At 61.8% G+C, this 12900-nt stretch carries 7 protein-coding genes and 1 rRNA gene; 7 read left to right on the forward strand and 1 reads right to left on the reverse strand.

The features are described 5' to 3' along the window. The 7 genes from rrf to ACRESH_RS23525 form a co-directional block, all read left to right on the forward strand. Positions 1 to 76: ribosomal RNA gene (rrf, locus tag ACRESH_RS23495) — 5S ribosomal RNA — on the forward strand; the annotation flags it as partial. A 143-nt stretch (positions 77 to 219) separates the two neighbouring features. Further along, entirely contained in the window at positions 220 to 3699 is a 3480-nt protein-coding gene (gene recC, locus ACRESH_RS23500) for an exodeoxyribonuclease V subunit gamma (RefSeq protein WP_431744223.1), read from the forward strand. After that, positions 3696 to 7376 carry an exodeoxyribonuclease V subunit beta gene (recB, locus tag ACRESH_RS23505; RefSeq protein WP_431744224.1) on the forward strand — a complete coding sequence of 1227 codons (3681 nt, stop codon included), beginning with the start codon at positions 3696 to 3698 and terminating at the stop codon, positions 7374 to 7376. Before recC ends, recB begins: the two co-directional genes overlap by 4 nt. Next, positions 7373 to 9454 carry an exodeoxyribonuclease V subunit alpha gene (gene recD, locus ACRESH_RS23510; protein WP_431744225.1) on the forward strand — a complete coding sequence of 694 codons (2082 nt, stop codon included), beginning with the start codon at positions 7373 to 7375 and terminating at the stop codon, positions 9452 to 9454. The genes recB and recD overlap by 4 nt, the downstream gene beginning before the upstream one ends. 113 nt (positions 9455 to 9567) lie before the next feature. Then, on the forward strand, positions 9568 to 10143 hold the full coding sequence (locus tag ACRESH_RS23515; RefSeq protein ID WP_431744226.1) for a YfiR family protein: 576 nt from the start codon (positions 9568 to 9570) through the stop codon (positions 10141 to 10143). Further along, complete coding sequence (locus ACRESH_RS23520; protein WP_431744227.1) at positions 10140 to 11411, forward strand: diguanylate cyclase domain-containing protein; 1272 nt, start codon at positions 10140 to 10142, stop codon at positions 11409 to 11411. Before ACRESH_RS23515 ends, ACRESH_RS23520 begins: the two co-directional genes overlap by 4 nt. Before the next feature lie 54 nt (positions 11412 to 11465). Continuing rightward, positions 11466 to 11915 carry an OmpA family protein gene (locus ACRESH_RS23525; RefSeq protein WP_431744229.1) on the forward strand — a complete coding sequence of 150 codons (450 nt, stop codon included), beginning with the start codon at positions 11466 to 11468 and terminating at the stop codon, positions 11913 to 11915. An 86-nt stretch (positions 11916 to 12001) separates the two neighbouring features. On the opposite strand, the gene ACRESH_RS23530 is transcribed toward ACRESH_RS23525, so the two are convergent. Next, positions 12002 to 12709: a hypothetical protein gene (locus tag ACRESH_RS23530; protein ID WP_431744228.1), complete on the reverse strand. Its 708-nt coding sequence runs from the start codon at positions 12707 to 12709 to the stop codon at positions 12002 to 12004. Positions 12710 to 12900 lie beyond the last annotated feature (191 nt).

The raw sequence follows: 12900 nt of genomic DNA on the forward strand, positions 1-12900 counted from the left end.
CGAACTCAGTAGTGAAACGATGCATCGCCGATGGTAGTGTGGGGTTTCCCCATGTGAGAGTAGGTCATCGTCAAGATTAAATTCCGAAACCCCTATCTGCGCATGCAGGTAGGGGTTTTGTCTTTTCCCGGTGGTAATTTTTGGTGCCTGTTCTGCCGCCATTGCGGGCCAAGCCCATGATATGGTTTCCCCCTGTCCGCACAGCCTCAAGGATGTCCAATGCCGCACACAAATCCACTCCTTCCTGGATTCATGGTGGTCCACGGCAACCGCCTGGATGAACTACGCAGCCTGGTGGTGAGCTGGATGCGCCGTTATCCGCTGGCACCCTTGGAAAATGAAATTGCCCTGGTGCAAAGCAACGGCATCGCTCAGTGGCTCAAACTGGCCCTGGCCGAAGACCCCGAAGACGATGACCAGGGTGGCTGTGGCATTGCCGCAGCGATCGAGGTGCAATTGCCCGGTAGCTTCATGTGGCAGTTGTACCGACGTGTTCTGGGACGCGATGAGATCCCGGAAGTATCCCTGCTCGACAAGGCCCCGCTGACCTGGCGGCTGATGCGTCTGCTGCCCGAAGTTATCGACAAGCCCCACTTCGAGCCTCTGCAACGCTTTCTCACCGACGACACGGACCTGCGCAAGCGTTACCAGCTGGCCGAGCGCCTGGCCGATCTGTTTGACCAATACCAGGTCTACCGTGCCGACTGGCTCAAGGGCTGGGCAGCCGGGCGACATGTGTTGAACAGCGCCCGCGGCGACACCAAGCCCTTGCCACCCGCCAACTGCTGGCAAGCCGAGCTGTGGCGTGCGCTGTTGCTTGATGTGGGGGGGGAAGGCATGGCCCAGAGTCGCGCCGGGGTACACCAGCGTTTTATCGAACGGATCAACAGCCTTGAGCAGGCGCCTGCCGGACTCCCTTCGCGGGTGATTGTTTTCGGTATTTCCTCGCTGCCTGCCCAGGCGCTGGAAGCCTTGGCTGGCCTGGCCCGTTTCAGCCAGGTGCTGCTCTGTGTGCACAACCCCTGTCGTCATCACTGGGCAGATATCGTTGCCGACAAGGACCTGCTGCGCCACCAGTACAAGCGCCAGCAACGCAAGCAGGGCATGCCCAGCCTGATCGACGCCCAATCCCTGCATCAGCACGCGCACCCGCTGCTGGCTGCCTGGGGCAAGCAGGGCCGTGACTACATCAACCTGCTCGACAGTTACGATGATCCCGGAAGTTACCGTGCAGCGTTCACTGATGGGCGCATCGACCTGTTCAGCGAAAGTCAGCCGCAAACCCTGCTCAATCAACTGCAGGACGACATTCTTGAGCTGCGCCCGCTGGCAGAGACACGCGAGCTGTGGCCTGCGGTCGACCCAGCCAAGGATCGCTCGGTACGTTTTCATATCGCCCACAGCCCGCAGCGCGAAGTAGAAATACTTCACGACCAACTGCTTGCCCGCTTCAGTGCCGATCCGCACCTGCGTCCACGTGACGTGATTGTCATGCTGCCGGATATCAACACCTACGCTCCGCATATACGCGCGGTGTTTGGCCAGTTGGGTCGTGATGACCCACGCTTCATTCCGTTTACCCTGACGGACCAGGGCCAGCGCGGCCGCGATCCGCTGCTGATTGCCCTGGAGCATCTGCTGAAATTACCGGATAGCCGCTTTGCGGTCAGCGAGATTCTCGACCTGCTCGATGTACCGGCCTTGCGTGCCCGCTTCGCCATCAAGGAAAGCGACCTGCCGACCCTGCATCGCTGGATCGAGGGCGCCGGTATCCGTTGGGGACTGAATGCCGAACAGCGAGCGAGCCTGGGCTTGCCGGCGGACCTGGAACAGAACAGCTGGCGATTCGGCCTGCGGCGCATGCTGCTTGGTTATGCCGTGGGTGTCGGCGAAGGCTGCGACGGGATCGAGCCGTTTGACGAAATCGGTGGCTTGGACGCGGCATTGATCGGTCCGCTGGTGGCGTTGCTCGACGCGTTGGAAATTGCCTATCAACAGCTGTCCAACGCTGCGACTGCCGTGCAATGGGGCGAACGCCTGCATGCGCTGCTGCAGGTGTTCTTCCTGGCCGAAACCGAGCATGACGATTATCTGCTGGTACAACTGCAGACCTTGCGCGAGACCTGGTTGCAGACCTGTGAGTCGGTCGGTCTCGAAGACCTGCTGCCGCTGACCGTGGTCCGCGAAGCCTGGTTGGCCGGGCTCGACCAAGGGCGGCTGTCCCAACGTTTCCTCGCAGGTTCGGTGAATTTCTGCACCCTGATGCCCATGCGCGCAATTCCGTTCAAGGTGGTCTGCCTGTTGGGCATGAACGATGGCGATTACCCGCGTGCGCAACCGCCGCTGGACTTCGACCTGATGCGCAGCGACTACCGCCCCGGTGACCGCTCGCGTCGCGAAGATGACCGCTATCTGCTGCTTGAAGCACTGCTCTCGGCGCGTGACCAGTTGTATGTCAGTTGGGTCGGTCGCAGTATTCGCGACAACAGCGAGCGTCCGGCCTCGGTGCTGATCGGGCAGTTGCGCGACCATCTCGCCACCGGTTGGCGACTGGCCGGTGCCACGGACGGTGACACGCTCGATGGCGGCGAACAGCTGCTGCAGGCCTTGACTGTGGAGCACCCGCTGCAGCCCTTCAGTGGCCGATACTTTCACAAGGGCAGCAGCCTGTTCAGTTACGCCCGCGAATGGCGATCGCTGCACCTGCCCGCCGAGGAACAGCCCAAGGTCGATGATGAGCTAGCGCCTTATAGCAGCGATGAAGCCTTGAGTCTGACCTTGCTGCAGGACTTCTTGCGTCATCCGGTGCGGCACTTCTTCAGCCAGCGCCTGAAGGTGTTCTTCGAGTCGTTGCAAGCGCCAATGGCCGATGAGGAACCTTTCGTTCTCGATGCCTTGCAGCGCTACAGTCTTAGTGAAAGCCTGTTGGCTGCGGCTCTGGCCGCCCCCGAGGACGCCGATCAGGCACTCAGCATCCAAGCCCGTCGTTTGCAGGGTTGTGGCATGCTGCCGTTGGCAGGGTTCGGTCAATGCCTGCAAACTGAATTGATCGAGCCGTTGCCGAATCTGTTGCAGCGTCATCAACAGTTGCTGCGTCAATGGCCCAATGCCCTGGACAGTGCTCTACCGATTCGATTCGAGTACCGCCAACTCAAGCTTGAAGGCTGGCTTGGCCGGGTGTATCAGCGCGACGATCAATCTTTGCTGAGTATCACTACCTTGCCCAATGGCATCAGCAGCGGCCGCTCGCTGAAATGGCATCGGCTGACGTCGACCTGGGTCATGCACCTGGCCGCCTGCGCCGTGGGCCTGCCGTTGTACAGCGCCGTGGTGGCCACGGACATCACGCTGTTGCTGGCCCCGATTGAGCAACCCCGCGCCGCCGACTTGCTCGGTGACCTGCTGCTAGCCCGCCAGGCCGGTATGTGTGCGCCGTTGCCGGTGGCGATCAAGACGGCCTTTGCCTGGCTGGCCCAGAGCGACCCCGACAAGGCCGTGGCTGTTGCGGCCAAAGCGTATGAAGGTGACGGCCAGAACAGTTTTGGCGAGCGTAGCGAAAGCACCGCACTGGCACGCCAGTTCACCGATTTCGCGGCGTTGAGTGCCAGCGAAGAGTTCGAGGGTTGGTGTGAAGCGTTGTACCGCCCGATGTTCGATGCGCCCTGGCAAACCTTGGGCAATGAAGAGGACGCCCAATGAGTCGCAGCGCACCCCTGGCATTGAGCTTTCCGCTGCATGGCAGCCAACTGATCGAAGCCAGCGCAGGCACCGGCAAGACCTTCACGATCTCCGCCCTGTACCTGCGCCTGGTGCTCGGTCATGGCGGCGAGCAGGGCTTGGGCCGCGAATTGTTGCCACCGCAGATTCTGGTGGTGACCTTCACCGACGCCGCCACCAAGGAATTGCGCGAGCGAATTCGTACCCGCCTGGCTGAAGCGGCACGCTTCTTTCGTGGCGAATTGGCTGAGGCCGATCCGTTGCTGCAGCTGCTGCGCGACGGCTATCAACAAGAGCTGTGGCCAGCGTGCGCCAATCGCCTGGACGTGGCTGCGCAATGGATGGATGAGGCGGCTGTCTCGACCATTCACAGTTGGTGCCAGCGTATGTTGCGCGAACATGCTTTCGACAGCGGCAGCCTGTTCACCCAGACCCTGGAAACCGACCACAGCGAGTTGCTCGGCCAGGTGATGCGCGACTACTGGCGGCGTTTTTGTTACAGCATGCAGGGCGACGCCCTGGCTTGGGTACGCAGTCACTGGGTCAGCCCGGACGCGCTGTTACCGCGGGTGCGCGCGCTGTTTGGGCGCCAGCGAGTCGAGAGCAGCGCCGAGGAGCCACAGGCGCTGATCGACGCGGTGTTGCAACAGCGCGCCGAGCAGTTACGCAGACTCAAGGCGCCCTGGGCACAATGGTCCGGCGAATTGCTGCAGATCTGCCGTGACGGCCTGGCCGCCAAGCAAGTGGACGGGCGCAAGATGCAGGCCCGTTTCTTCGAGCCTTGGTGCGAGAAACTTGCCGCCTGGGCGACAGATGAACTGGCGCTGGAACTTGACCTGGGCACGGGCTTCACCCGCCTGACCCGCGTTGGCATGGCTGAAGCATGGAAAGGCGAGCCGCCAAGTCACCCGGCGCTGCAGGCCATGGAAAACCTGCGCGAGCAGCTCCAGGCACTGCCAACCCCCGATGCCTGCCTGCTCGAACATGCCGCTACCTGGGTTGGTGCGCGCTTCGAACAGGAAAAACGCCGCCGCGCCGAAATGGGTTTCGATGACATGCTGCTGCGCCTTGACCACGCCCTGCACGGCGACACTGGCGAGCGTCTGGCAGGTCTTATCCGTGAGCAGTTCCCGGTGGCCTTGATCGATGAGTTCCAGGACACCGACCCGACTCAGTATCGGATCTTTCAGCGTATCTACCGCATCGAGGAGAACGTCCAGGACACCGGCCTGTTCATGATCGGTGACCCCAAGCAGGCGATCTACGCCTTTCGCGGCGCCGATATCTTCACCTACCTGGGCGCCCGTCGCGCCACGGCCGGGCGCCTGCACAGCCTGGACACCAACTACCGCTCCAGCCAGGCCATGGTCAGCGCAGTCAATCATGTGTTCTTGCAGGCCGAGTTGCGTGAACAGGGACGCGGGGCCTTCCTTTTCCGCGAGGGTGATGACAACCCGGTACCCTTTGTCGAGGTCAAGGCCAAAGGCCGCAGTGAGCAGTTTCAAGTCGACGGGCACGTGCACCCAGCGCTGAATCTCTGGCAGTTGAGCAGCGACGAGCCGGTCTCCGGGGCGGTCTACCGTCAGCAATTGGCCGCCAGTTGCGCCAGTCGGATCGTTGCGCTGCTCAATGGCGGGCAACAGGGCCGTAGCGGATTTCTCCAGGCGGATCAGTCGCTGCGCGGCTGCCTGCCTTCGGACATCGCCATCCTCGTGCGCGATGGCCGTGAAGCGCAGTTGATTCGCGCCGAACTGGCAGCCCGCGATGTGCGCAGCGTGTACCTGTCAGACAAGGATTCGGTGTTCGCCGCGCAGGAAGCCCATGACCTGCTGGCCTGGCTCAAGGCCTGCGCCGAGCCGGATGTCGAGCGCCTGCTCAAGGCAGCACTGGCCAGTATCACCCTGAATCTGCCGCTGTCGGCCCTGGAGCAGTTGAACCAGAACGAGCGGGTGTGGGAACGCTGGGTCATGCAGTTCCGCCAGTACCGGCTGATCTGGCGCAGCCAGGGTGTGTTGCCGATGCTGCGCCGATTGCTGCACGACTTCGACCTGCCGCAGGTGCTGATGACCCGCAGTGACGGCGAGCGGGTGTTGACCAACTTGCTGCACCTGGCCGAGTTGCTGCAGCAGGCCGCCACCGAACTCGACGGCGAGCAGGCGCTGATCCGCCATCTTGGCGAGCATCTGGCCAGCGCCGGTCAAGCGGGTGAAGAGCAGATCCTGCGTCTGGAAAGTGATGAGCAACTGGTCAAGGTGGTGACCATCCACAAGTCCAAGGGCCTGGAGTACCCGCTGGTGTTCCTGCCGTTCATCTGCACCAGCAAACCGGTGGACGGCCAGCGCTTGCCCCTGGCCTGGCACGACAGCGATGGCCAGGTGCAGCTGACCCTGACCCCGGATGCCGAGCAGATCGCCTTGGCCGACGATGAGCGTCTGGCTGAAGACCTGCGTCTGCTCTATGTCGCCCTGACCCGCGCCCAGCACGCTTGCTGGCTTGGCGTTGCCGATCTCAAGCGCGGCACTGGCAAGACCTCGTTGCTGCACCGCTCGGCGCTGGGCTATCTGCTTGGTGGCGGTGCCCCCCTGGCAGCCTCCAGCCAGTTGAGTGAGTGGTTGCAGGCACTGCAGGCCGGTTGCCCGGCGATTGCCAGCAGCGTCATGCCTGAGCCCGACGAGCAAGGCTACAGCGCGCCACGTAATCAGGCCGAGCTGCTACCTGCGCGCCAGCCCAAACGCCGTGCGGCCGAGAACTGGTGGATCGCTTCTTACAGTGCCTTGCGCATTGGCGAGGAGTCGCTGACTCTGGCGGCAGACAGCTCTCAAGCCCAGCAACTGCTCGATGACGAGCGCCCCGACCCGCAACAGCTGCGGGAAGTGATGCCCGGCAGCGGCGATATCCATCGCTTCCCGCGCGGTCCCAATCCCGGGACCTTCCTCCACGGCCTGCTCGAATGGGCGGGGCTTGAAGGCTTTGCCCAGGTGACGGCGAACGATGAAGCGCTCAAGCGTACGGTTGGCCAGCGCTGCAACCGCCGTGACTGGGCTGGCTGGATCAATACCCTTGGCCACTGGCTGCAGCAATTGCTGGTGCAACCCATGGCTCTGTGGCCGGACAGCCCGCTACTGGCCTTGAATCAGCTGAGTCAGTATCAGATCGAAATGGAGTTCTGGTTTGCCAGCCATAAGGTCGATGTCGGCCAGCTAGATCGTCTGGTGTGTGAGCATACCCATCAAGGTGCTGCACGGATTGCGGCTCAGCCGGCCCAGCTCAACGGCATGTTCAAGGGCTTCATCGACCTTGCCTTTGAACATGACGGGCGTTATTACGTGGCCGACTACAAATCCAACTGGCTCGGCCCTGACGACCTGGCCTACCGCGAGCTGGCCATGGAATCGGCAATCCTCAGTCACCGCTACGACCTGCAATATGTGCTCTACCTGCTGGCCATGCATCGCCAGCTACGTGCGCGGCTGCCGGATTACGACTACGACCGGCATGTGGGAGGCGCTGTGTTGATCTTTTTGCGCGGCGTGCATTCGGCCTCTGGCGGTGTGTACTTCGTCAAGCCGCCACGGGAGTTGATCGAGCGCCTCGATGCCCTGTTCCGCGGCATTAGTACACCGCAGCAACACGACCTGTTCCTGGGAGATGCACCATGAGCCGTACCCTCGACGACTTGCTGCCTACACCACTGGATGCCCGGCATCTGGCGGCACTTGAGCCATTGAGCGACAGTGCTGACTTGCTGGCGCTGCTTGATCGCTGGGTCGAGCGTGGCTGGCTGCGTGCCCTGGACCGGGCCTTCGTCGGCTTTCTTCAAGAACGCGACCCGGGAGGGGACCCGCTGGTACTGCTGGCAGCGGCCCTGGCCAGCCATCAGCTGGGGCATGGCCATGTCTGCCTGGACTTGGGCCAGACCCTGGCCGAACCGGACTTTGCCCTGTCCCTGCCACCGGAGGGCGATGCCTTGGCAGGCCCCTTGTTGCTACCGTCGCAACTGCTTGAGCAACTGGCCCTGAGCACCTGGCTGCAGCGCCTGGCCAGCAGTCGCCTGGTCGCCAATGGCGCGTGTGTTGACGAGTCCTCGCGGCCTTTGGTACTCAGCGCTCAGCGCTTGTACTTGCGCCGTTACTGGGCGTATGAACGGCAGATCGACAGCGCCTTGCGCCAGCGCCTGGAACAGGTCGAGCCGACCCCGGTCGACCTGGCGGCACGCTTGGCCCAACTGTTCGAAGGAGGCAGCCAGCCGGGGCAGGTGGACTGGCAAAAGCTGGCCTGTGCCCTGGCCACCCGTGGCGCCTTCAGCATTATTACCGGCGGCCCGGGTACCGGTAAGACCACTACGGTGGTGCGTTTGCTGGCCTTGCTCCAGGCGCCTGCGGTAGAAGCCGGACGCCCCTTGCGCATTCGTTTGGCGGCGCCCACCGGTAAGGCGGCAGCGCGACTGACCGAGTCCATTGGCCAACAGGTCGAGCGTCTGGCGGTTGCCGTCCAGGTGCGGGAAAACATTCCCACCGATGTCTCGACGGTGCACCGTCTGCTCGGCAGCCGACCGGGCTCGCGACATTTTCGTCACCATGCGGGCAACCCCTTGCCCCTGGATGTGCTGGTGGTCGACGAAGCCTCGATGATCGACCTGGAGATGATGGCCAATTTGCTCGCCGCACTACCGCCTCACGCCCGCCTGGTGTTGCTGGGAGACAAGGACCAGTTGGCCTCGGTGGAAGCCGGCGCTGTACTCGGCGACCTGTGCCGAGACGCCGAGGCCGGCCGTTACAGTGCCCAGACCCAGGCCTGGCTGGAGCACGTCAGCGGTGAAACGCTGGCGGGTAGCGAGCTCCAGGCGGGTACTGCCGAGCAGTATCCATTGGCGCAGCAGGTGGTGATGCTACGGTTTTCCCGACGCTTCGGTGAGACCAGCGGCATCGGCCGACTGGCACGCTTGGTCAACCTGCAGGAAGCTGAACAGGCACGTGCCTTGTTGAAACAGACGCAGGATGATGTGTTCGGCCTGACGCTGCGCGGTGAGCAGGATCGTGCCCTCGACCGCTTGCTGCTCGATGGCCTTGGCCGCGGCAACGATGGCCCTCAGGGCTATCGTAGTTACTTGCAGATCATTGGTCGGCAACGTCCGCCGTTGGCTACGCCGGTCGATGACCCACGCTGGGAGGCGTGGGCCATGGCAGTGTTGCACGGCTTTGAAACTTTCCAGCTGTTGTGCGCCGTGCGTAAAGGCCCGTGGGGTGTCGAAGGGCTGAATCAACGGGTTGGCCGGGTGCTGGGTGCTGCCGGCCTGATCGACGTCGAACAACCCTGGTATGAGGGCCGGCCAGTGCTGATGACCCGCAATGACTATGGCCTGGGCCTGATGAACGGCGACATCGGCATTGCCTTGCGCTTGCCTGATGAGCAGCAACCCGGTCAGCAGGTGTTGCGTGTGGCCTTTGCCCGTAACGATGGCCGTGGTGGTGTGCGCTTCGTCTTGCCCAGCCGCCTCAACGAGGTGGAAACCGTGTATGCGATGACCGTGCACAAATCCCAGGGTTCGGAGTTCACCCATACCGCCCTGGTGTTGCCTGATGCCCTGAATCCGGTTTTGACCAAGGAGTTGATCTACACCGGCATCACCCGCGCGAAAAACTGTTTCACTTTGATCGAACCGCGCCAGGGCGTTTTCGAGGATGCGGTGCGGCGTAAGGTCAAACGTATTTCCGGATTGATGCTGGAGCAGGTATGAGCACGGTGAATCGGCCTTTTGCCGGATTTCCGGGGGCCTGCTGTCTCGCTGGAAAATCGGCCTCTGTGCTATCGTTGCGGCATTATCCCGCAGGGTTTTAAGAGATTTCCTTCATGAAAGTGGCCGCCCCGACATCGGGACGTGTGACGAGCCGGAGGCGCTCGCTGATGGCTGCGTTGCCGTTGCTGTTCAGCGCGCTGGCCTCTGCCGAGACTAAACCTACCTCGACCCTGGCCGAGCAACGCGCCACTGCCGTGACCCAGGTGGTACTGGGCATTCTCAGTTATGCGCGCTGGCCGGTTGAGCCCGCGCAGTTGCGCCTGTGCCTGGTTGGTCCCACCGAGTATGCCGATGACCTGGTCAAGGGCACCGCTCAGGCCACTGGCCGTCCGGTGGTAGTGCGGCGTCTGCTGGCCGGGGATCCGCGCATCGCCAATGAGTGCGACGCGATTTATGTTGGTGGGTTGAACCCAAACGAACGCAGCCAGCTGTTCAGCGCTATCAGTGGTCATCCAGTATTGAGCATCAGCGAAGCCGACGACCCTTGCACGGTGGGGAGTGTGTTCTGCTTGCGGGTCAGCGACCGTCAGGTGGCCTTCGAGGTCAACCTTGATTCGGTGGCACGCAGCGGCGTGCGCATCCATCCCTCTGTACTGCAGTTGTCGCGGCGACGGACGGCGCAACCATGATCAGTTTTGGCGGGAGGCGCCAGCGCCCGACCTTGCGCGCAGTTCTGGGCCGTCGTCACTTGAGCGTGGCCCTGCTGGCGGTGGGCTTGGCGGGGATTTCCCTGACCGTGCTCGGCGTGCTGGCGCTGCGCGTGTATGCCAATCACAACTTGCACCTGATCGCCCGCTCGATCAACTACACCGTCGAGGCCGCCGTAGTCTTCAACGACAGCAGCGCGGCCAATGAGGCTTTGGCCCTGATCGCCGCCACCGAAGAGGTGGCCGACGCCAAGGTGTTCGACGACAACAACCAGTTGCTCGCCCGTTGGCAGCGCAGCGACGACAGCCTGCTCGCACGGATCGAGCAAGAGGTGGCCCGCAGCCTGTTGGCAGAGCCCATCATCCTGCCGGTGCTGCATCAGGGACAGCAGGTCGGTCATATCGAGCTGGTGGGGCAGGGGGGAAGCTTGGTGCGTTTCCTGCTCAGTGGCCTGGCTGGCATCATTCTCTGTACGGTACTCAGCGCTGTGGGCGCGTTGTACCTGTCGCAACGGATGTTTGGCGACATCGTTGGCCCCTTGCGCAGCCTGGCCACGGTGGCTCACGCGGCGCGCCGCGAACGCAGTTTCGATCGTCGCGTGCCTGAGGCGCAGATCGCCGAACTCAATGAACTGGGCAACGACTTCAATGCCCTGCTCGACGAACTGGAAAGCTGGCAGAGCCACCTGCAAAGCGAGAACGAAAGCCTCGCCCACCAGGCCAGCCATGACAGCTTGACCGGTTTGCCCAATCGCGCCTTTTTCGAAGGCCGGCTCAGCCGCACGCTGCGCAATGCCAGCAAATACCAGGAGCACATGGCGCTGCTGTTTCTCGACAGTGACAATTTCAAGGACATCAACGACGGCCATGGCCATGCGGCGGGTGATGAAGTCCTGGTGAGTGTCGCCACTCGGGTGCGTGCGCAATTGCGTGAGGGCGATCTGGTGGCCCGCTTGGGCGGTGATGAATTTGCCGTGCTGCTGGCGCCACTCCACAGCCGGGGGGATGCCCAACGCATCGCCGAGAAGATCATAGCCAGCATGCGTCTGCCGATTCACCTGGCCGAAGGGCAGAGTGTTGTCACTTCCCTGAGTGTCGGCATCGCTTACTACCCGGATGACGGTCTGACGCCGTCAGAATTGCTTAATGCCGCCGATGCGGCGATGTATCAGGCCAAGCGCAACACCCGTGGCCAGTGGCAAACGGCAGAGACGGAGCGCTCTGCCAATCAAGTACAAAACAGGAGCTGAACCGTGATACACCTGAGTCGATACCTGCGTTTTCACTTTGCCTGCCTGGCGCTGATGCTGTTGGCCGTGAGCGGTTGCCAAAGCGTGCCGTCCAAAGGCCTGACGGCTGAACAGATTGCCCTGCTCAAGCAGGAAGGTTTCCGTCTGACCGACGAAGGCTGGGAGTTCGGCCTGTCGAGCAAGGTGCTGTTCGGCAGCGACCTGGACGCACTCAACAGTGAGAGTCGGAGCATTGTCGAGCGCATCGGCAAGTCGCTGTTGTCGGTGGACATCCAGCGGGTGCGGGTGGATGGGCATACCGATGCCTCGGGCAGGGATGCTTATAACGAGCAGTTGTCGCTGCGCCGGGCCAAGAGCGTGGCCAACGCCCTGACCGCCGTTGGCATGCGCCCGGAAAACGTCGAAACCCGTGGGCTGGGCAGCCGCGAGCCGGTGGCCGGCAATGACACTCGCGCCGGGCGCATGGAAAACCGCCGGGTGGCTATCGTGGTCGCTTCTGACTAATCGGCGAAGCGGGTCCAGAGATACTGGTCAACTTGCATAAAGGAAACCATCACCCCCCAAAGAATTTGCGGGCACAGTGTTCTCGGCTAATGAGGTGGCTCAATACACGAGCCACCATCGGCCCGGGTGATAAGTGTCCACTTCACCGATTGCTCATCCTTGAAAGGCAAGTGTTGACCTTGCTGCAGGTCCTGATATTCAAAACCTTTGTGTGTGGAAATAGCCCACTTTCCGGTATGGGTGACCAATGCTCCGGACCAGTCGCTGATAAGCACGCCCTCCCGGTTAACGAACCGCGCTTCGCGCTCAGGCCAGGTGTACAGTTCCCCCGGCTCGCCCTTGGGGAAGAAGCCTTTTTCTGGTACATCGATGAATTCGCCTTCTACGCGGCGTATTAGCGTCCAGCCGGTTTCTGCCAACTCAGCTTCTTCCCAGCCGTAATCTCGCTCCCCGGTTATTTCGCTGACGTACTCGCTGCGCCGAGTTCCTTGATAGGCTCTAACACCACCCTCAAATTCGGAGGGGTAAAGCAAACGCGCTGCTGCAAAGTCTATATCAGGTAGATAAATGCCAGTTTGTTTTGCGCGCTCATTCCTTTCTATTCGTACGTTTGCATCTAGTTCATAGCGAGGGATACGCCGGGGCAAATCCTTTACCTGATACAAGCCGCCTTGTCCGTGATAAGTCAAATCGCCTTCGTCCCAAGTTCCGCTATTCGTCGCCCCAAGCTGTTGATCCAGTAGGTCAGCCTGTGCTCTGGTTTGCGAAATTAGATTTTGCTCATCTTCAGTCATCCAACCATCCCAAAACTCACTAATCCCGCGATTACTGGTATTCATCGCATAGCCGGACTGGAATGCTAGTGTTCTGTCTCAAAAATAAATTTCCTACTTGAGCTACTCTTCCATAGTCAGCCGTGACATGGAGTGCCGCTATGAACTCTCAAGACATCGTGCTCAGTGACGACGAACAAGTTGAGCTGAAC

This window comes from Pseudomonas sp. (genome assembly GCF_050739775.1).
GTDB lineage: Bacteria > Pseudomonadota > Gammaproteobacteria > Pseudomonadales > Pseudomonadaceae > Aquipseudomonas.